The organism is Providencia sp. Marseille-Q8014, assembly GCF_965112055.1.
On sequence record NZ_CBCOPT010000001.1, the window covers coordinates 1,315,389 to 1,337,210 of the forward strand.

The following is a 21,822-nucleotide window of genomic DNA, read 5'->3' on the forward strand; positions in this document are numbered from 1 at the left end:
CTGTTGAAGGCGTGGTTGTCAGGAAGTTTATATCACAGATAAAACCCGACTTGAAGTCACTGTCTAGGTTATCAATGCGTTGAACGATAGCGATAGTATGACAAAGATCATGTGTATTTCTTGCATTCTGATAGTGTTCAGGGTTCAATATCATTCTATTTTGTAGGTAGATACCTTATATTTATTGAAATATCCCTTAATAGCTTGAACCAGCGATACTCCAAAGAGTTTGAGATGCGAATTCACGATAGGTCTATCGCGAGCAGCTTCCGAAATACTAGCATAGGATGAGCGAATGCTATCCGTCGCGCAGTAACTGGGAGTGAGTCGAGTATATGGGTGATAAACACGTACACATTTAACGGAATAGTCCAGATGCTACAGATTTTTAATACACTGAGTCGCCAAAAAGAAGAGTTTAAACCCATTCACCCAGGGAAAATAGGGATGTACGTGTGTGGTATCACCATTTACGATTTGTGTCATATTGGTCATGGTCGTACATTTGTGGCTTTTGATGCCATTAGCCGTTATTTACGCTATCTGGGTTATGACCTCACTTATGTACGTAACGTGACGGATATTGACGATAAAATTATCAAACGTGCTGCTGAAAATAATGAAACAGTTGATGCGTTAACGACTCGCATGCTGGCTGAAATGCACAAGGATTTTGATGCTCTCAATATCCTAAGACCTGATAGTGAACCTCGCGCAACACAGCATATTAAAGAAATTATTGAACTCACTGACTTACTGATCAAACGTGGCCATGCATATGTGGCAGAAAACGGTGATGTGATGTTTGAGGTGAAAACAGATAAAGATTATGGGCAATTATCTCGTCAAGATCTAGAACAACTACAAGCAGGGGCGCGTGTTGAGGTTGCTGATGTTAAACGTAACCCAATGGATTTTGTACTATGGAAAATGTCAAAAGAAGGTGAGCCTAGCTGGGAATCACCATGGGGCTTAGGTCGCCCTGGCTGGCATATTGAGTGTTCCGCGATGAACAGTAAAGCATTGGGTAATCACTTTGATATCCATGGTGGGGGTTCTGATTTGATGTTCCCACATCATGAAAATGAAATCGCGCAATCTACCTGTGCTCATGATGGTCCTTATGTGAATTACTGGATGCATTCAGGGATGGTGATGGTTGATCGTGAAAAAATGTCTAAATCACTGAATAATTTCTTTACTATTCGTGATGTACTAGGATATTACGATCCTGAAACCGTGCGTTATTTCTTATTATCTGGCCATTATCGTAGCCAATTAAATTATACTGAAGAGAATCTAAAGCAAGCTCGTACGGCTTTAGAGCGTTTATACACCGCGCTTCGTGGTACAGATAAATCAGTGGCTCCTGCGGGTGGTGAAGTATTTAAGCACCGTTTTGAAGAAGCGATGAACGATGATTTTAATACACCAGAGGCTTATTCCGTCCTGTTTGACATGGCTCGCGAAATTAACCGCTTAAAAGCAGAAAACATGGTTGCTGCGAATGAATTGGCAGCGGAATTGCGTCAATTAGCCAGTGTATTAGGATTACTTGAACAAGAGCCGGAAGCCTTTTTGCAAGGTAATGCACAAAGTGAAGGCGATGAAGAAGTTGCTAAAATTGAAGCACTGATTAAACAGCGTAATGACGCCCGTAAAAATAAGGAATGGGCTTTAGCCGATGCAGCCCGTGATGAATTAACGGCAATGGGAATTGTGCTAGAAGATGGTGCACAAGGAACAACTTGGCGCCGTAAATAACCTCTCATACGATTAGATTAACCCGTTAAAATATTTTTAACGGGTTTTTTTATTCCCTTTTTCTGCATTTAACATCCCACTTTATTTATGGATTAATAAATAAAGCTGGTATCGATTCAGCTAAAAAATTCCAATTAAGTCACTTAAAAGATATCGGCTTTTAAAATATTAATAGTATAAAAATTCAAATGTTATTAATAGTAACGCAACGGGCTTAATTAATTTTTTGAGCTATTTTGATAAATAATATTTCAAAAGTAGCAACATTATTTAATTATCTAGAGTGACTATAAACTCACAAAATTAAGTGTTAATACTTAATTAACACAAAAAACTACCAAATTAATGAAATATAATTTTATATTTCAACTTTATAGTCTAAAACTGACTATTATGGATTTAGATTTCTTTATTTTTGCTTTGGTTGGCTCACTGATAGTATTTTAAATGAAAATTTAGATTTAAATAAATGTTAAAATAATATAATGAGCTTTAGTTTTATCATTATTAAAAAAGCAGGTGTTTACATAAATGTATTTTTATTTATTATTTTAATAGGTAGGGGTAAATATTATTTCTACTTACACTGATCTTTTATTTCTTATTTATTTTGAATTTATTATGAGGCTACTTAAGCTCTATTAATCACTACTTGTTCATGAGGAATATCATGGCTTTTAAAACTAAGTTAATTACAGCGATGTTATTTACTGGCGTCAGCTTTGGTGCTGCTGCTGGTGATAATAGCGATAATATTACACTGAATGGTGTAATTACCGCGGTAACTTGTAATGTCACTGCAAATGGTGGCAACTCAGTATTTAATGTTGGTACTTTTGCTCAAAATAGCTTTACACCCAATGTACAAAATGGTGATACGGCGCTTGTTGTATCATTAGAAAATTGTAGTGCGGATTCAGATAAAGGTGCTTTATATGTACAAGGCACAACCACGACGGCTAACACAGCAAAAAATATCTTTATCGGTAGCGACCCTACAGTTGGCTTTATGTTGCAAGAAGATGGCAAAACAGACCAAGTTGTTGCTAATAAAGCCATTCCTGTAACGGTATCTGCAACACAACCAACTAATTATTCTTTCAAGGTTGGTATGGGTTCGACTGATGCTGTGCCTGCTGTTGGTTCATATTCAGCGCCAATTATTATTGCTTATGCATCTGAGTAACTCGTAATACTTGAAGCGCAGATTTCTGCGCTTCATTTTAATGTGAAATAAATTATTAGGTGTAGGGATATGATAGTAAAAGTATTTGGCATGATTGGAACAATGTTATTATTACTGAGTTCAACCTCAGCAATAGCGGGGATTATATTGCATGGAACTCGCATTATTTATAATGAGAGTAGGGACAATGTAGGTGCGAACATTACTATCAAAAGCGAAGACAATTCGAATACGCCATATTTAATTCGTACACAAATTTATCGTGATGTACAAGGACAAGTCGCTCAAGATAAGTTTGTGACAACACCGTCTATGTTTCGCTTGGAACCTAATAATTTAAATCAGGTTAAAATTCTCAGAATTAAAAATGATTTACCAAAAGATCGTGAATCTATTTTTTATTTTAGAGCAATAGCATTACCAGCAACAGATAAGCTTGATGATAAAGCAAATCCTAACTTGGCAGGGACATTGCAAATTGCAACGGGAAATACGATCAAACTATTTTATCGACCTGTTAAGTTTTCTATTAGCCAAAAAGAGGCGATGGGGTTATTGAAATTCTCTCTGCACTCTAATGGATTAAAAGTGGCCAACCCGACACCTTATTACATCACACTCAGTGAAATTAAAGTGGCTAATAAATTGATTAAGCTTAATCCCAAATTAGGTAATACCATGATCGCCCCTTTTAGTGATGTGGTGTATCAAGATATTCACCAAAAAGGCAAGGTGCAGTGGAGCGCAATCAATGACTTTGGCGGAAGGGATCAATTCAATGGCTCGGTTCAATAAACTGTCATCGATATTTCTGGCATTGATGTTGGTAAATATCAGTCATGCTCATGCAGAGAGTACTGCAAAAATCGATTTATCAGCGTCTTTAGTTGATGGCAGCTGCGCTATTGAGTTATCAGAAAAGTCACTGGATTTTAAGCCTTACAGTGTTACCGATTTTCCAACGGCAAAAACAACGGTTGAAATACAACCGATTACAGCAAAAGTTTCATGTGAAGGTGGGAATACAACACCGTTATTAAGTTTAAAAGGCATAACGCCGTATAGCGGTAATAATAAAGTTTTTTTAGACGGCGCTCCTAATGGAACAGGATTTATGATCCAGCGGAAGATAAAAACACGTGGATTAAATGATTTTTATAATGATGACGCATTAGAAAATCAAGGTAAGCAGGTTGCCTTAACACCATTAAATTCATCGAATCAATTCTCAAGTACGGAGTATTTTGAAATTGGGCTTGTCAGCGTAGAGAACACGGTTACTCCTGATTTTTTAAAAGCCAATATTACATTTACCGTTCTTTTTCAGTGAGAAGTAAGGGGCAACTGTGCAGAATTTTTTCATCTTGCATAAACAATTACAGCGGATTATGAAATTTGCTTTGTTGGTCATTACATTAAACTATCTGGGGCATATAGCCTTAGTAAAAGCAGAGCCAATTCGCATTCATTTTTCAGCGGAGTATCTTCAAGGCACATGCGAAATTAGTGTCAGCCAGCCGATTATTGAATTTAATAACGGCGCAAGTATTTTGACCTCGAATGTGAAGAATGGAACAGCGGTACAAGAAAAATTTACCTTAGATTTTATTAATTGTGATAGTAAAAGCTTAACTCACTATACACCTAAAATTAAAGTATCAGGTGAAAGCTTAACACTTGGTGGTAGCCCTTTATATGTAAATTCAGCCAGTTCAACAGCGAAAGGATATGGTTTTTTACTCACTACAGAGGGAAACAGCTATTTCAAAGCAAATAATAATTTAGCTGAAACAGGGTGGATTAATGCGACTTGGACGGCTAATAGCCCATTATCGATATTAAATAAAACGAAAATACCGTTTACGACAACAATTTCATGTGGGAATTGTAGCGGTGAATTACAAGGTGGAAAACTCCATAGCACAGTAACATTTCAATTTTTTTATGACTGAAAATAATGATGAAACTTTTTTTAGTGTTATTAACTTTATTATTTAGTTGCATATTTAATATCGCTATTGCGGATGGCGGCGTATTGCTGAACCAAACACGTGTTATTTTTTTAGGGACGGCGAAGAGCACAAAGGCAACAATAGAAAATCGTAGCAATAATACCTATTTAGTTAAGGTTAATGCATTGATTTCACCTGACAGTCAAGAAAAAGCACCTTTTTTAGTGAATCCACCTTTATTTAGAATGGAATCACAAAGCCAAAATACAGTAGTGATTATGCCTAATCAAATAAAGCATCTACCTACTGATAGAGAATCTGTTTTTTATTTAAGTTTTTTAGCGATACCAAGCGTACCAAAGAATGAATTAACAGAAAGTAGTGAAAGTTATTCGCAAGTCTCTTTTGGCTTACAAATGGTTATTAAGTTATTTTACCGACCCGAAAATATTATTAGCGACGTAAATCAGGCACCATCACAGCTGACTTATCAGCAAAAAGGAAATGTCTTGATTGTGAATAATCCAACGGCTTATTTTCAGACATTCTCTTCACTAAAGGTAAATGGAAAGCAAATAGATAATCAAAGTGCAGGAATGATGGTTGCTCCTTTTTCAGACATAAAATACCAAATTAACCAAGAGGCTAAAGATATAACTTGGAGAGTGATGAATGATTTTGGTGGAGAAAGTCGAGAATACCATCAAGCCTTGAAAGGTGGAGAGAAAAAATAATGAAATTTTCATCATGGCGTGCTTTGTTATTTTTTCATTTTATATGGCTATTGCCAATCACATCAAACAGCCAAAACGTGCTTAAATATGATGGAATTGCAATGCAATCCACGAGAGTCATTTATCCTGAGTCTGCTCAAAAGGGCGTCGCGTTTAAAGTGACTAATTACAGCAATATGGCTTATTTATTGCAGTCTCAGGTAACAGAACCAAATGCCAGCGGGCAAAAGAAACCTGATTTTATTGTACTGCCACCATTAGAAAAAGTTAATGAAAAAGACTCAGTAGTCTTAATGATTAAAGCGATTAACCATAAAATGCCCAAAGATCGTGAGTCATTATTTACTCTTAATATAAGAGCAATACCGAATCAGAAAAAAGAAGAGGGTAATGCAGCAAGATCACAAATTATTATTGCAACGCAAAACCATCTAAAACTGTTTTATCGACCAGATGGATTACCAAAATATAGTGATGATGAAATATCAAAGAAACTCGTTTTTTATCGAGATAAAGGTCGTTTAGTCGTAAAAAACCCAACACCTTATTATGTGACTTTCGATTCAATTAAGGTGGGAAATAACATTATAGACCCCTCATCTTTATTTGAAATGGTTCCACCAATGGGGCAACAACAATATCCATTACCTGAAAATACCACAGGTGAACTGATATGGACGTTAATTGATCGGGACGGTGGGGTAACACAGCAATATACGAGCGAATTGTCATTATTCAGTTCTCTTTATTGAAATGAAAACAAGTAAAAAAGAGCACTTACTGCTTTAGGCCTCATTTTGCTATTGATAAGTCAATGGATATAAATATGAATAGAAATAAGCACATATCACCTGTTTGCGTAAGTCCTACTAAATTTGTATGGCATCCTATTGCGTTGTGCTTGATGTTAAGCATTCACTCTGCGGTAGCAGAGGATTATTTTGATCCGGCATTTTTACAAGCGATGGGCGAAACGGATCAAGTTGACTTATCTGCCTATGCTAAAAAAGGCAGTATTGCACCGGGTGAATATCTCGTTTCTGTTTATATAAACCAAGTTGGGATTGGGCAACTGCCCGTTACATTCAAGGAAAATAATCAGGGAGTTGTATCACCTGTATTAACCCCCGCATTTTTAGAGAAATATGGGGTGAACATTAAACAATTACCAAAAACAAAAGACTTACCAGAAAATTATTCTATTGATAACTTATCGGCATTAATTCCAGATGCATCGACGCATTTTAATATCGCTATTTTGGAATTAGAAATTAGCATCCCTCAAGTCGCCATGAAAGCAAGTCATAACGAATCATTAGATCCTGATTTGCTGGATTATGGCGTACCTGCACTGATGGCTAATTATAGTTTCAGCTATGGACATACTGAAAATAAATCAAAACTGAGTTCAAATAGAAAAAGCGATAATTTTTTTGCAACGGTGAGAGCCGGTCTTAATGCCGGGGCATGGCGTTTACGTAGCACCATTACTCATAGCCAACAGAATACGGATGGTCAAGCGCAAAAGAAGGAACATCAACGTTATACGCGTTTTACCAATACTTATCTGTATCGTGAATTATTTGCATTACGTTCAGTTTTATTAGTGGGTGAAAATAACACTGGGGGGGATGTTTTTGATAGCGTTCCTTTTCGCGGTTTAAAATTAAGCTCCAGTGAAGAGATGCTACCCAGTCAATTACGTGGCTATGCACCTCCTATTGAAGGTATTGCGAACAGTAATGCAAGGGTTACTGTACGTCAAAATGGTAATGTTATTTATGAAACCTATGTCGCGCCTGGCGCCTTTTATATTAATGATATTCAAGAAGCTGGGCTTTCAGGGGACTATGATGTCACCATCACTGAAGCGAATGGCACAGAGAGAAAATTTATTGTGCCTTATTCATCATTACCAGTGATGTTAAGGCCTGGTGGTTGGAAATATGAAATTACTGCTGGCCGCTACGATGGAAATGTGACTAATAGTTCTCGTGAGGCAGAGTTTTTATTAGGCACGGCGGTTTACGGATTACCGAATGATACAACGGTTTATGGTGGTGTATTAGCGGCTGAAGACTATCAAGCGGCCAACATAGGGGCGGGAATTTCATTAGGCAGTATAGGTGCTGTTTCACTTGATGTTACATCATCTATTGCAAAACTAAACGGTGATTCACGAAAAACGGGGCAATCTTATCGTCTTCGTTACTCGAAAAGTATGATGAGCACTGGAACTTCCATTGACCTTACTGCACTACGTTATTCAACACGCAATTATTATAATTTCAGTGAATTTAACTCTGAAGGCTATCAGCTTGAAGAGGGCGTTTACCCATGGGCAATGCAAAGACGGCGTAGTAGTTTTCAAACTCAAGTCAGTCAACGCATGGGAGATTGGGGAACCCTTTATGTGCGAGCAACTCGCGATGATTATTGGGGGAGTTCTAGAACGCAAACGGGTGGCTCGATTGGCTACAGTAATAATTATAAGGGGATAAGTTACGGTGCTAACTATAGTATCGATAGAATTAAAGATGATAATGGCAGTTGGCCTGAAAATAGGCAAATTTCCTTTAATATAAGTATCCCATTTAGCATATTTGGCCACTCGGAGTCTTTACAGTCTATTTATTCAACTAGCTACTACACTCGCGATAATAATGGACGATCGCAAATCCAAACAGGGATTAATGGCAGTTTAATGAGTGGTGATTTGACCTATAGCGCTTCCCAAAGTTGGGAAAACAAAGACGGTGTTAATAACAGCAATATTAACGTTGGTTACCAAGGAAGTAAGGGCAGCGTTACTGCTGGCTATAGTCATAGCAGTGAGACTCAAACATTTAATATGAACGCAAATGGCGGCTTATTACTCCATTCTGGTGGGCTGACATTAGCAAAAAATATGGGGGAATCGGTAGCTCTGGTTTACTTACCTGATGCACCGGATGTCAGCATTAATAATGGGTCTGCTCGTTCTGACTGGAGAGGTTATGGTATAGCGCCTTACCTTTCCGATTATAGAAGAAATAGCATTAGTATCGATCCAACGACATTGCCTGATGATGTCGATGTGGCGCAAACGAATATCAATATCTATCCAAGTAAAGGGGCTGTTGTCCCCGTTAATTTCACGACCAAAAAAGGCTACCAAGTATTAATGACGATTATTAAAAATAATAGTCCAGTTCCGTTTGGTGCCATAGCCAGTCTCCAACATACAACGGATAACTACAGCAGCATTGTGGGTGATGCAGGATTAGTTTATTTAACTGGATTGCCGGAAAAAGGGAAACTTCTCGTTAAATGGGGGGAATCCGCAGAAAAACAATGCACGGTTAGCTTTGATTTAACGAATGTGACGTTAGACGTCGATCAACCAATACGCCAAGTAACTTACACATGTGCTCCGGTAAAATAACAAAACGCATTAAGGTATTTGACTGATTATGAAATATCATTATTTAAAATATAAAGCCGTTATGAGCTTAGTACTTCATAAATATGTTACTAGCGCAGTGATAGCATTTAGTTTTATGCCTTCTTCTGCATTGGCAGTCAATATTAACGCGACACCGGGTGAAAGTGTTATATCGCTTGGTAATGTAAATGCAGAAGTTACATTAACATCAATTAGTAGTGCATTCTCAGCTGCGGCAAATAGGGCCGATGGTTTTGCGGTGCATACATCCTCAACAGCATACAACTGTTTATCAAATTCGAATGAAGCTGTTGTCGGTAATATGAAAGGTTATAAAGTCGCGGAAGATATCATTATTGGTCTCCAAAGTACCAATGCAACAGGGGTAGCGTCAGTTGGCGCTGGAGCGCAACCCGCATCTGCAAATTATAAAGATATTACTGTAAAAGGCACATGGAGTAGTAACGGTAGTTATACTGTCACTCCAACACAAGTGCCATCTGCAATGTGGTGTGGCTCTGCTTGGCCAGAACCAACGGATCACGTATGGAATCCACAGAAAAAAAATAATAAGGCTTCAATACAAGGTAAACTCTTTTTATATGTAGGGCCTAATGCAAAGCCTGGGTCTTATACATTACCGAATCTTTATCTCATAAAAGCGGCTACAAGTAACGGTGATTTAGTCAACCAACAAATTTTTGAAGGTGGAACACTAACCGTTAGTTATCCCCCTTGCTCTATATCTACGCCGACAGAAGTGACATTCGATACGACAAAAGGGCTGCCTGTTATTAATCCGACATCTTCAATCACGGTTAACTGTGGCATTAATAATGGCCGAGCTTTTCAAATTGGTATTTCTGGAACACCTGTCGCGCCATCAATGTTAGTGGGAACTCATGCAATTAGTTTGCATTATGGTGATGGCACAATAGGAGGATTAGTCCGCGGTTATATAGGTAGTAATGCAGCAACTGACGCTGTTGGTTGTTTGGATAGAGCGTCAAGCATTCCTTTTTCAGAAAAGAACCAAGGTTTAAATTTTATGCTATTGGGGGCGAATACGTCCGGAGCTTCACAGACGCAACCTCTCGTTTGGTCGTTATGCCCTAATGGCACTGAAAAACCAGGTAAAGCAACGGGAACCGCGGAGCTTGATGTTGTCTATAAATAAGTGTTTTAAAGCAATACGATAATCAGAGAAGTGCATAAAACTATTTTTACAAATATGATTTAAGTAAAGGGAAGGGGTGATCGAAACATACTCATTTTATGTAGGGGTTGGTTCTTCAGTGATTTGATTCATTATATGATAAATCGCTATTTTTATAATTGTATTACTTGGTTGTATCATTATGTATGATCGTGCTTAAAAATAGCACGTGAAATATAAAAGTAAGCCGAAATGGAAGATCAGCTTACTTTATTATTTTTTAACTAGTCTTGAATTTTGATTTTTTGATCGTCCATAGAGACGATTTTTCCAGCGGTGATTTTGCAACGTTTACGCGTTTCTACCACGCCATCAACTTGAACTAAACCTTCAGCGATCATCGCTTTAGCCATTGCGCCACTTTCCGCCCAGCCTTCTATTTTCAGCAAATCACACAATTCAATGTGTGGGTGACCTTCAAGTTTAAAAATATCCATGACAGCTCCCTGATTAAATTAAATATCGTGATACTCTTCGCACGCTTGTAACGTATTTTGGATTAATGTTGCGACTGTCATCGGCCCTACGCCGCCAGGAACGGGGGTGATCCAAGATGCATGTTTTGAAGCTTCATCAAAGTCAACATCTCCTGTCACTTTACCGCTTTCAAGGCGGTTAATACCGACATCAATCACGATGGCGCCAGGTTTGACCCATTCACCGGGAATAAAGTTAGGTTTACCGACAGCAACAACTAATAAATCCGCATTGCGGACGTGTTGTTCGAGATCTTTCGTAAAACGATGGGTTACTGTGGTTGTACAGCCAGCAAGCAGAAGTTCTAAGCTCATTGGGCGACCAACAATATTTGAAGCACCAATAATAACGGCATTTAGACCATAGGTGTTAATACCACAACGATCTAATAGGGTAACAATCCCCCTTGGTGTGCAAGGACGCAGACGAGGTGCGCGCTGGCATAGACGACCAACATTATACGGATGGAACCCATCAACATCTTTATCTGGATGAATGCGCTCAATGACTTTTACGTTATCAATACCTGCTGGAAGCGGTAATTGAACTAAAATACCATCAATTTCAGGGTCTTGGTTTAAATCATCTATCAGTTTCAGGAGTTCTGCTTCTGTGGTTGTATCTGGTAAATCATAAGAACGAGATAGGAAACCAACTTCTTCACAGGCGCGACGTTTGCTACCAACATAAATTTGTGAAGCAGGGTTTGCACCGACTAAGATAACTGCAAGACCAGGGGCGCGTTTTCCTTGTTCTATGCGTTGTTGTACTTTTTGGGCAACTTCCTGCCGAATTGTCTGCGCAATCGTTTTCCCATCAATAATTTTTGCTAACATCTGTGACTTAATCCATAAATGAGACTTGGGGATACCTCTATTTTGTCAGAAGTTCGCGTTAATGTCAGTTCTATCTGTAACATAAAATGAGCAGATAGTTATTTTAGTAGAGAAAACTCATTGACTCAGCGCGTAGCAACCGTATAATCCCACGCTATCAGCCAGATAGGTTGAAGCATTTTTCGATGCGCCCTTAGCTCAGCTGGATAGAGCAACGGCCTTCTAAGCCGTAGGTCACAGGTTCGAACCCTGTAGGGCGTACCATTTCGATGTTCCCCGATTTTACTAACTCCCTTAAAAACTTAAAATAAATCAATAAATTAGTTTTATTACCCTATATTTAGGGTGACTTAGCCTATTGAAATCTACGTATGTGTGGGCATAATTAGAAAGAATGATTGATTAGGCACTGCGGTTTTTGCTCAAAAGAGTCTAATCGCTAAGACAGATAAAGTGTTCAAATTAAAGGGCAGCTGGCAATCTTTTCCTTCACAAGGGGAATTTTACCAATAAATAACCGCTTTTCTATTGAATTCTAAGCTTTTTATATACCGCAAGAATAACCTTCAAAGCTCTTATCGTTAATGATCTTTTTACAATAATTTGTTAAATTTATGAGTATAATAGCGTAATAAAAATACGTACTTTTAAATATATACATTGAAATCTTTTGCTCTAAGTAAATTTACCTATGTTATTTTCAGCCTATAAAAATCGACAATATTAACAATAAATCAACATGATTATAATTAAGAATGATTCACAGCATATTAGTAGATTAAAGGTGTAAAATTAAATGAATAATAAATATATAGCGTTAGTTGTACCGTTAACTTTTTTTATATCTTTTGAATCCTCAGCATTTGACAAACAAGAGTACAATCCTGTTGTGTTCAACATGGCAGAGTTATATGACTTTAATCCAGTCAAAGGTAATGTTAAAGAAATAAAATCAACGGTTTATAATGAAGATAAGACTATCAACTATGAATCAAAATTAAAAATTGGCCGTGATGGTTGTGTAGAGAGTTTTAGCTTAAATCAGAAAAAAGATGAGTACCTGAGTGGTCTTCATAATTACCTTTTTGTAGAAAGAGTAAAAAATAAGTTAATAGGTATGGATGCTAATGGGCCAGTAGAAATGACCATAGGTAATAACTGTGAGATAATATCAAGGAAGGACACTAATGGTGAATTGATATATCAATACAATAAAGATGGTTTTATTACCGGTTCAATACTGGCTGACACCAAAGAAAAATTTGGTGAAAATATTTACAATGAGTTTAAATTGCCTATCGCAATAAAATATTACAAAGGTGATGATGTCATTTCTGAAACTAGAATCACCTATGGTAAAGATATGAGCAAAGCTTTTGACCATTTAATGGAAATTCGGGCTTTAGGTCAGACTATATTGCAAGTCGATTCTAAGTGTCATTATGATCATCAAAATATTCCATCTCAATGTAATTTTGTTCTAACGCTCGACTCGAATGGTAAGAAGATCCATCTGAAAAAAAACAGCACCACAAAGGTGACGTTCTATTGAGCTGCGGGTGATGACAAAGCCTATAAAATCTGGCGATATAATTAGCGGAGTGTTGATTAGATAGGCTTGTCAGCGATGTTAAAATATTAACCGCCTTTAAATGCGTGATGCGTGTTTGAAGCTCACAGCTCGTTTAGGCCGCTTTCTTGAATAATCGCTATTTTTCGTCAAAGACGTAGTCTAGTACTCTCGGAGATAGGGCTAGATTTTCATATCGGTACGCACAGTATGTTGCTGCAATTAGCTATTGGCATTCCCCGCTTAGATCAATACCAAAAATCAAATTAATTCGATGAATTGGCGTAATGGAAGTATGCGTGGTGGCGAAAATGTAGGACAAACACTGGTAGTTTAAATTTTTCAGATCCCAGTTTGTTATTCGATGCTGTTATTCAGTGGCTTGGTGTGGGCCTTATGAGTCAATTACCCGCCTACAAGGCATGTGCAATAGGACCGTTATTCCCTTTAGCTGAACAGCGTATTATGGGAGCTAACTGGGCATGGTTAATTCATCAAGAAAGTGAAAATCATCTCCTAACAAAAGTATTTTGCCAGTGGATAACAACTCAATTGGCACTATGCGATAATGAATCTAATACTGGATGTCATCACTTGGAATAAGCAATAAGAGAATATGCAGCAATGGAATAGCTGCTCATGAGCCGATTGCTCGAATCAATTTTATCAATAATAGTGTTAACTCAAATTCAGTTTGAGGGCTATTACTATTTGCTGTAAAAATAAGATATACTTCCTGATTATCAATGGCTTACCCAAAAAAGATAAAGTTATTTACCTTTTAGACATCTTTCTCTCTCTTAGCAAATAAAACAAAATGATGATTAAGATCGATGACAAGAATTATTGAAGTAGTACGCTATGTTAAAAACGATAGATAGTGACGGTTAGATTAAATCTAAGTTAATTAAGATATATCCGATAAATTTGTTTTCCTATGGTAATTAATAGATATAAATAAAGCCATCATTATATGTTTTATTCATCTTGCTCCTATGTCAAATTTTTATCAAATTTTTGTCAGGGTTTAATCTGGGGAATAAGAGCTAAGTCACTATAATGCTAGCTTTCTGTGAGAATCAATATCTAAATTAAAATTGATGACACTCGTTTTTTTTATACTGCGAATTAAATTGGAATTATTGGTTTTTATTCTAAATTTATTTCGTTATATAGCGCTTTGTTTTAGTTTAATCATTGGACAATGATAATCAGTATGTTTGCAGATTATATATTTACTATATACAATAAAAAATCTTTAAAGATATCATTAAGTACAATTTATTTGTGCAGTATTAATTATAACTTTTAGGATCAAAATGAAAAAACATATTCTACCAATTACTCTACTTAGCGCTGCTACACTGCTAGTTACAGGCTGTAGTTCAAATAAAGATATGTGGGGCGAATTCGCCAATATCTTGACTGATTCTAGCTCTATTGTTAAAGAATCAGAAGACTGGGAAGCGTATAGCATAAAAACAACCCAGCAAGGTGTTGTTTACAGTAAGGCGAATTCAGCGGATCAGCAATTTGTCAGTCATAAAATGGATGCTGAATATGCGGATGCGGTGAATCGTTTATCTTCGCCTTTTGCCAGAAGTGATAAAGCCAAAGATAAATTGGCTAAAGAAAACCAAGGCTATCGTTTTAAATATAATGAAATCATGGTGGTTAAGGATAAGAAATCATCAAATACACTTGGTTATTGTGTGAATTATGATTCTGATCGTATGGAGAATGGCCAAGTAAAAGCGGTCAAAGAAGAAGATAAGATCAGAAAGCAATTTATCTATGTTGCTAAAGATAAGCCTCTATCTGTCACGACAGTGAGTGGTGACTTTATTAAAGTCATGTGCGGTGAAAATTTTTATAAAAAATACCAGTCATAATTTTGCTGACAGGTTAAGGGTATTTAGAAAAATAATCTAAATAGCCTTGTTCGTATCTAAAATGCGTTAGGCGGAAAAATTTCCCCTAACTCATAGAAATCGTTTTAAGTGATAAAAACCATATTCAGTATATGGTTTTTGTGATGTAGAGAACAATCAACGTAGGAGTAATAAGCGGCTTGTCGAGAATAATCCGGTGGGCGTTCTGACAGGAATGTTATAGTGAAACAATATCGGTATTGAAATTACTATTGATATACGCCACTTGTGCTGGAAATCGAGCAATATCTCTTTAATAACTACGGTTATTTTAGTATCAATATTATTCTTAATATAAGGCATGGTACAAAGGATTTATTTTAAATAAGCAAATAGTTGATGATGGCCTGCCTTTATCTAAAGAGTGATATCCCCTCTCTGTTTCAAAACAATACCTTAAAACAATACCTTAAAACAATGCCTCAAAAAAACGCAAAAAGCTCAATAAATAAACGGTAGGCAAAAAAGAATTGCTACCGTTTATTCGTGTATTTACTTAATGATGACTCTTATTCAACTTCCTCATGAACAATTTCATGAGAATATCCATGGTTATTCATTAAACAATCAGCATAAAATTAAAGCGTTCCAATAAAGGATTTAAGTATTTACCCCTATAGAAGGGAGGCGGATTTTATTTATGTGTTCAGTGATAGATATCGTCAATTTAATGAGCAAGAATGAGTGAACGCTTATTTCAAATCTACATAGCAGTGATCGTTTTATAAACATTATGCTATTAAAAATAATACCTATGTTATTTTTAAGGTTTATTTTGTTTGCTTATTTTTACATGTTTATGTGAATAAATATTTAATCATAGTGATTTATAATTTATTTGTTGTATCTCGTTAAGGTTATATTCCTCATAAACTCTTAATGCCTAATTTATCAGGCTTTAGTTTGGATAATTGCTCGGATTTTATTCGGAAATATCCTGTCGTTATATCAATTTCATTATTTGAATAAACATTCAATAAAATATTTTTTAACAAATAAATTTAATTTTATTTAAATTTGGAATACAATTGCATTACAAATATTATTAAGTGATGACTATATTTCGATATATAGTTTGTCTGTGGAAAGGATATTTAAATGGCAATAACGAGAAGAAAGTTTCTTATCGGCGGGGCTGTTGTCGCTGTAGCTGGCGGTGCAGGAATTTTAACGCCAATGTTAACGCGTGAAGGTCGATTTGTTCCAGGTACACCGAGACATGGTTTTGTTGAAGGAACTCCCGGAGCACTACCTAAGCAGGCAGATGTTGTCGTTATTGGTGCCGGTATTTTAGGCATTATGACGGCAATTAACCTTGTTGAAAGGGGATTGTCTGTTGTGATCGTAGAAAAAGGAAATATCGCGGGAGAACAATCTTCTAGGTTCTATGGCCAAGTTATCACTTATAAAATGCCTGACGAAACATTCCTCCTTCACCATATTGGTAAACAGCGCTGGAGAGAAATGAATGCAAAAGTCGGCGTTGATACCAGTTATCGTACACAAGGAAGAGTGGAAGTACCTCTTGATGAAGAGGATTTAGAAAATGTTAAAAAATGGATTGATGCAAGAAGCAAAAATGTTGGTTCCGATATTCCTTTTAAAACCAGAATGATTGAAGGTGCTGAACTAAATCAACGTCTTCGCGGAGCTACATCGAATTGGACTATTGCTGGTTTTGAAGAGGATTCCGGTAGTTTAGACGCTGAAATTGCAACCTTTGTGATGGCTGATTACGCTAAAAAGATAGGCGTTAAAATCTACACAAATTGTGCGGCGAGAGGTTTAGAGACCCAAGCAGGCGTTATCTCTGATGTTGTGACAGAGAAAGGGGCAATAAAAACCTCACGAGTCGTTGTAGCAGGGGGGGTATGGTCTAGACTCTTTATGCAAAATCTTAATGTTGACGTTCCAACATTACCTGCTTATCAGTCTCAACAATTAATTAGTGGTTCACCTACTGCGCCAGGTGGAAATGTCGCTTTACCGGGCAATATTTTCTTCCGCGAGCAAGCAGATGGCACTTATGCCACTTCTCCGCGTGTTATTGTGGCTCCGGTTGTCAAAGAATCCTTTATTTATGGATATAAATATTTGCCATTACTGTCAATGCCTGACTTCCCTGTGCATATTTCACTAAACGAACAGTTAATTAACTCGTTTATGCAGTCAACACATTGGAATTTAGACGAGGTTTCGCCGTTCGAACAGTATCGAAATATGACTGCACTGCCAGATATCCCTGAGCTAAATGCTTCACTCGAGAAGCTGAAAACTGAATTCCCTGCATTTAAAGATTCTAAGCTTATTGATCAGTGGAGTGGTGCTATGGCGATAGCGCCGGATGAAAACCCAATCATTTCACAAGTTAATGAGTATCCAGGCCTCGTTATCAATACGGCGACAGGTTGGGGAATGACAGAAAGTCCAGTCTCTTCAGAAATTACCGCAGATCTTCTGCTTGGTAAAGAACCTGCATTAGATGTGAAACCATTCAGTCTTTATCGATTTTAGATAAAACTTATTTGATGATGGCCCTCTTTATGAGGGCTTTTCTACTTATACTCAATGATAATTTTATCTCTAGATGTTACTTTGGGCGCCAATGCGTTTATTGATATTTGATTGTGACAAGATGGATTTGCTATTTTAAGAATCGGATCAGTTAAATCGGGCGCTATTTCAACCGATCCGTGAAATGTAATAGTGACTATGTCGTTAATGACTCGCTTTTTACCGTCTCGACCTGCTCAAGTTTTTCTTTTTTTCTCAATTCAATTTCGGCAACAATTTCTGCATGCTTTTTATCAGTCAGCGGATAAAAGCAGATGATCACAAATGCGAGTAACATGAAAATACATGGTACAAGTGCAATTGACATACGTATGCCAAAAATAACATCTGGTGTTTGTATTTGATTGGCAATATAACCGCTGTATTCGAGAATAAAGGCAGGAATTGACCCTCCAATGGCTTGGCCACATTTGCGAGTGAAAGAGAATAAAGAATATGTTAGGCCCTCAATGCGAATACCTGTTTTATATTCTCCGTATTCGACAGTATCAGCCTCTATTGCCCATAATACGGTAACGACGATCCCCATCCCAATGGATGCTATTGTATATGAGGTAAGGGCAATCATTGGTGGATATATCGAGAGATAATAGAAGATCAAATAACCGAGGATGGCTATCATTCCACCGATTAGAAATGTATTTTTTTTGCCAAAACGAGCAACGAGTATAGGCATGATCAAGGCTGAAGTGATTGCACCAAATATCCCTTGAGCTAATGAAATAATAGGGAATAAGGTTACGTCATTGAGGATATATCGAACATAGAATAGAGATGAAGCACTGACGGTAAAACCTGAAATGAGCACACATATTGTGGCTGAACATAAGATCATTAATGCTTTATTTTGTTTTATCGTATTTAAGCTATTTTTTAGTGATGGTTGAACGTCAGTTCTAACAATAATTTCTTTGGTAGATTTAAAACAGACAAAATAGAGCCCTACACCAAAGAAAGCTAAGCCTAATGTCACGTAAAAATAGACCTTTTCCATCTCAATTGACGCTATATTAGCGCCAGCACTTGATACAAAAGGAGTAATTAAAAGTGTCAGGAAGATACCCGTAACGGCTCCCCCAATACTTCGGGCTGCACCTAATCTGGCACGGGATAATGGTTGTAGTGTCATCGCCGTAGCAAGGGAACCATAGGGAATATTGATTAGACTATAGCAAACACCTAAGGCCATATAAGTGACATAGGCATAAATGACCTTATCGCTATGAGCCCATTCGGTTGGAACACTAAAAACCAGCACGCTGAAGAACATTAATGGGGCAGAACCAAATAAGATGAAAGGCCTAAATTTCCCCCATCGTGTATGCGTTTTATCAATAATACGACCAGCGGCAACGTCAGCAAAAGCATCAAAAACTCGAACAACCAGTAACATGGTACCTGCTGTTGCGGCACCAATACCGGCGACATCGGTATAATAACTGAGTAAAAACATTGCCCCCATAGCAAAGGCAAAGTTATTGGCAACATCTCCTAGGCCATAACCAATAATTGAACGCCAAGAGAGTTGTTGATTCATTGTTTTTCTCCTTGAAAAGGTTTTTGCCCATAATTCATTTCACTCCACCGTTTTTTTAATAAATAAGCTGCGCCTTTAGGTTTTCTGTCTCGAGTAAAAATCCCTTTTCGATTACCTCCAGCACGCCAAACACCTTGTGCGGTATGAAAGTCAGCAAAGTTCCATACCTGTTCGCCAGTAACCGCTTTAACGCGATCAAAAACGCGGTGGTACATTGCCAACCAAGCAGATTGGAACTCTTCGCTCCACATATCGGTATACATGGAATGCAGTCCGGGCAGGGTATCGACCCCATACTCCGTGATAATGATGGGGCGATGAAACTTCTCTTGCCATTGTAATAATTCAGTTTCTAGTGCTTTTTCGGCGCGTTCTAAATCGCCACTTTTTAGGTACCACCCGTAGTAACGGTTTAGGCAAATAACATCAAAAAGATCCATAATCATGTCGTTTTCAATGTCTCCAGACATGGCATTGACATAAGTAATGGGTCTAGTGGGATCAAGTTTGCGTGTGGCTTGCACTAATGGTTCAAAGTATGCTCTAGCGCCTTTGGCTTGGCAGTCTGGTTCGTTTGCTATACTCCACATGACGACACTAGGATGGTTTTTATCGCGGTTGATGAGCTCTTGTATCGCTTGTAAATGGGCTTGCTGGGTTTCGCTATTGACGGTTTCATCACTGAATAATACGGGGGGTTTCTGACAAACATCGGAGCTAACACCAAGAGTTAAATTAAGTCCGACTGCTGCCACTTCATTGATGATGATAATGCCGTGTTCATCTGCCCAATCAAGCATTTCTTCGGCATAGGGGTAGTGAGAGGTACGATAAGAATTGGCGCCAATCCAATTCATCAATGCATGGTCATGTACCATAAACGTATAATCAAAGCCTTTTCCGCGAATATCCGCATCTTCATGTCGCCCAAACCCAGTAAAATAAAAAGGTTGATGATTAATTAAAAACTGCTCATCTTTTATGTTTAATGAGCGAATACCGATTTTTAGAGGGTATTCATCATAGTGATTTGCATCATTAACGAATATTTTCAAGGTATAGAGGTAGCCATGACCCGGCTGCCACAGGTGAGGTGAGCTGAGTTGCAATACACCGTGTTTGCCATTCCCAAAAGCAACGCATTTTTTATCTTGATCGTATAACTCAATGGCGACTTCACCATTAGCGATGATTTCCCAATGAATTGAGGCTTGGCTTTTATCATCGGATAGCTCAGTGACGATAATGGCATCGTCGACAAATACTCTTGGCGTGCTATAGAGCATGACGCTACGATGGATTCCGGCATAGTTAAAAAAATCATGGAAATAAACTTGTGTTTTTTTGCCATTTTCGTCATGAGTCACTATGCCAGGAGGAATGGTTTGCCATGTGAGTTCATTACTGACACAAACGGTAATTCGTACTTTTTCATTTGTTGAAACTAAGTGGCTAATATCAGTTTCAAAGGGGGTATAACCTCCTTGATGTTGGATTAGGAAATGGTCATTTAGCCATACCATGGCATTATGTGTTACGGCATCAAATCGTAAGATGATTCTTTGATGTTCCCAACCTTTTGGAATGTAGACTTCGCGCTGATACCAAACATTTCCGACATAATTACGAATAGTGTTATCCGCAAATTGGTCGTTAAAACTCCCCGGTACGGCAATGGTTCGGTGGTCAGGCAGAGGAAATTTCCACCACTGTGCGGTAATACCGAGATCTGCTGTATCTAAACAAAATGACCAAAGGCCATCCAGTTTTTTGATCTCTCGGGTTGATGTTTCAATAGGGCGTAGCATTTTATTATTTCCTTTCGAATAGGATGGAATAAATTTGGTTTATCAATTTTGTTATTTGGTTTACCAATTTTTAGGTGTGCGCTATGAGGAATACAACTATGAAAAATGAAAAGAGGTAAAATTTGATGAGTGGATCATGTATTAAAAAAAAATCATTAATATTATGTGGAATAAATCACAAATAATTAAACTTTTATTTAAAGATGAAGTTTATTAATAAGTGGTTTTATTATTTAATTTCTCTATAAATTATCGTGATTTTAATAAATTTGATTGAATTCATTAAAGAGGTTTTTGCCTGTATCTATTTGATATTTAAATGTATTATTTTTTTGTTTTTGAAGCGGAAGATCATAAGAGTATGATGTTATGAGTTCTTTTTTAGTATTATGGTTTATTTGAGTGTTCACTTATAAAATATGACTAATAGCTATGATTAAATTTAAATAGGCTGCTATTCTGATAGAGTTTATCGCTAAGTGTTTAATGTATAATTGGTTAACCAATTATATTCAGGGACTAGGTCAGGCATGATTCGTTGAGTGGGACAGTGCGCCCATGTCAATTTTTTAAGGAAACTTAAAGTAGGCGTGGTTTTAGTCTGTCACCGAGACTAGAGTGAACATCTATCCTTCTTATTCCTGTTAGTGCTATTAGTGACGGCTTATATTGGCTGTTTTTACTGATTACGTATTGTATTTTGTATTAGGATAAAGTGAATTAGGTGTTAATACGTAATAAGTTGCTAACTAATAACAAAAAATAAGTGCATGTGTGTTATCTGGCTAATCTTTAGTTTATCTTGTTCATTAT

The 21,822-nt window shown here is 37.2% G+C and carries 17 protein-coding genes and 1 tRNA gene; 14 read left to right on the forward strand and 4 right to left on the reverse strand.

The annotated features are described in order from the left end of the window. The first annotated feature begins 375 nt into the window (after positions 1-375). The 9 genes from cysS (at position 376) to ACWPW6_RS05730 (ending at position 10,237) form a co-directional block, all read left to right on the forward strand. Positions 376-1,764: a cysteine--tRNA ligase gene (gene cysS / locus ACWPW6_RS05690; protein ID WP_154623281.1), complete on the forward strand. Its 1,389-nt coding sequence runs from the start codon at positions 376-378 to the stop codon at positions 1,762-1,764. A 670-nt stretch (positions 1,765-2,434) separates the two neighbouring features. Then, the gene (locus tag ACWPW6_RS05695) at positions 2,435-2,950 is read left to right on the forward strand and encodes a fimbrial protein (protein ID WP_230085842.1); all 516 of its coding nucleotides are present in this window, start codon (positions 2,435-2,437) and stop codon (positions 2,948-2,950) included. Between the two features lie 69 nt (positions 2,951-3,019). Next, the gene (locus ACWPW6_RS05700) at positions 3,020-3,745 is read left to right on the forward strand and encodes a fimbrial biogenesis chaperone (protein WP_454209440.1); all 726 of its coding nucleotides are present in this window, start codon (positions 3,020-3,022) and stop codon (positions 3,743-3,745) included. Then, positions 3,729-4,280: a fimbrial protein gene (locus ACWPW6_RS05705; RefSeq protein ID WP_257759757.1), complete on the forward strand. Its 552-nt coding sequence runs from the start codon at positions 3,729-3,731 to the stop codon at positions 4,278-4,280. The genes ACWPW6_RS05700 and ACWPW6_RS05705 overlap by 17 nt, the downstream gene beginning before the upstream one ends. 16 nt (positions 4,281-4,296) lie before the next feature. Continuing rightward, entirely contained in the window at positions 4,297-4,902 is a 606-nt protein-coding gene (locus ACWPW6_RS05710) for a fimbrial protein (protein WP_247048039.1), read from the forward strand. A 5-nt stretch (positions 4,903-4,907) separates the two neighbouring features. Further along, positions 4,908-5,636, forward strand: coding sequence for a fimbrial biogenesis chaperone (locus ACWPW6_RS05715; RefSeq protein WP_250000184.1), 729 nt, complete (start codon positions 4,908-4,910; stop codon positions 5,634-5,636). Further along, positions 5,636-6,388, forward strand: coding sequence for a fimbrial biogenesis chaperone (locus ACWPW6_RS05720; RefSeq protein ID WP_250000186.1), 753 nt, complete (start codon positions 5,636-5,638; stop codon positions 6,386-6,388). Before ACWPW6_RS05715 ends, ACWPW6_RS05720 begins: the two co-directional genes overlap by 1 nt. Before the next feature lie 74 nt (positions 6,389-6,462). Then, complete coding sequence (locus ACWPW6_RS05725; protein WP_250000187.1) at positions 6,463-9,060, forward strand: fimbria/pilus outer membrane usher protein; 2,598 nt, start codon at positions 6,463-6,465, stop codon at positions 9,058-9,060. 28 nt (positions 9,061-9,088) lie between these two features. Further along, the gene (locus ACWPW6_RS05730) at positions 9,089-10,237 is read left to right on the forward strand and encodes a hypothetical protein (protein ID WP_154623453.1); all 1,149 of its coding nucleotides are present in this window, start codon (positions 9,089-9,091) and stop codon (positions 10,235-10,237) included. 263 nt (positions 10,238-10,500) lie between these two features. Here ACWPW6_RS05730 and ybcJ read toward each other — a convergent pair whose 3' ends face one another. Both ybcJ and folD read right to left on the reverse strand, forming a co-directional pair. Continuing rightward, on the reverse strand, positions 10,501-10,713 hold the full coding sequence (gene ybcJ, locus ACWPW6_RS05735) for a ribosome-associated protein YbcJ (RefSeq protein WP_154623452.1): 213 nt from the start codon (positions 10,711-10,713) through the stop codon (positions 10,501-10,503). An 18-nt stretch (positions 10,714-10,731) separates the two neighbouring features. After that, on the reverse strand, positions 10,732-11,589 hold the full coding sequence (gene folD, locus ACWPW6_RS05740) for a bifunctional methylenetetrahydrofolate dehydrogenase/methenyltetrahydrofolate cyclohydrolase FolD (RefSeq protein ID WP_154623451.1): 858 nt from the start codon (positions 11,587-11,589) through the stop codon (positions 10,732-10,734). 187 nt (positions 11,590-11,776) lie between these two features. Between folD and ACWPW6_RS05745 the strand changes: the two genes are divergently transcribed. The 5 genes from ACWPW6_RS05745 (at position 11,777) to ACWPW6_RS05765 (ending at position 17,604) form a co-directional block, all read left to right on the forward strand. Next, a tRNA-Arg gene (locus tag ACWPW6_RS05745) sits at positions 11,777-11,853 on the forward strand. Between the two features lie 532 nt (positions 11,854-12,385). Next, the gene (locus ACWPW6_RS05750) at positions 12,386-13,141 is read left to right on the forward strand and encodes a YnfC family lipoprotein (RefSeq protein ID WP_154635574.1); all 756 of its coding nucleotides are present in this window, start codon (positions 12,386-12,388) and stop codon (positions 13,139-13,141) included. Between the two features lie 414 nt (positions 13,142-13,555). Then, positions 13,556-13,762 carry a hypothetical protein gene (locus tag ACWPW6_RS05755; RefSeq protein WP_250000189.1) on the forward strand — a complete coding sequence of 69 codons (207 nt, stop codon included), beginning with the start codon at positions 13,556-13,558 and terminating at the stop codon, positions 13,760-13,762. A 716-nt stretch (positions 13,763-14,478) separates the two neighbouring features. Next, positions 14,479-15,051 (forward strand): hypothetical protein, encoded by a 573-nt coding sequence (locus ACWPW6_RS05760; protein ID WP_154622038.1) that lies wholly within the window; start codon positions 14,479-14,481, stop codon positions 15,049-15,051. A gap of 1,137 nt (positions 15,052-16,188) precedes the next feature. Next, positions 16,189-17,604 carry an NAD(P)/FAD-dependent oxidoreductase gene (locus ACWPW6_RS05765; RefSeq protein ID WP_154635555.1) on the forward strand — a complete coding sequence of 472 codons (1,416 nt, stop codon included), beginning with the start codon at positions 16,189-16,191 and terminating at the stop codon, positions 17,602-17,604. A gap of 196 nt (positions 17,605-17,800) precedes the next feature. Here ACWPW6_RS05765 and uidB read toward each other — a convergent pair whose 3' ends face one another. Further along, positions 17,801-19,201, reverse strand: coding sequence for a glucuronide transporter (gene uidB / locus ACWPW6_RS05770; RefSeq protein ID WP_250000191.1), 1,401 nt, complete (start codon positions 19,199-19,201; stop codon positions 17,801-17,803). Further along, positions 19,198-21,009: a beta-glucuronidase gene (uidA, locus tag ACWPW6_RS05775; protein WP_154622915.1), complete on the reverse strand. Its 1,812-nt coding sequence runs from the start codon at positions 21,007-21,009 to the stop codon at positions 19,198-19,200. The genes uidB and uidA overlap by 4 nt, the downstream gene beginning before the upstream one ends. Between the last annotated feature and the right edge of the window lie 813 nt (positions 21,010-21,822).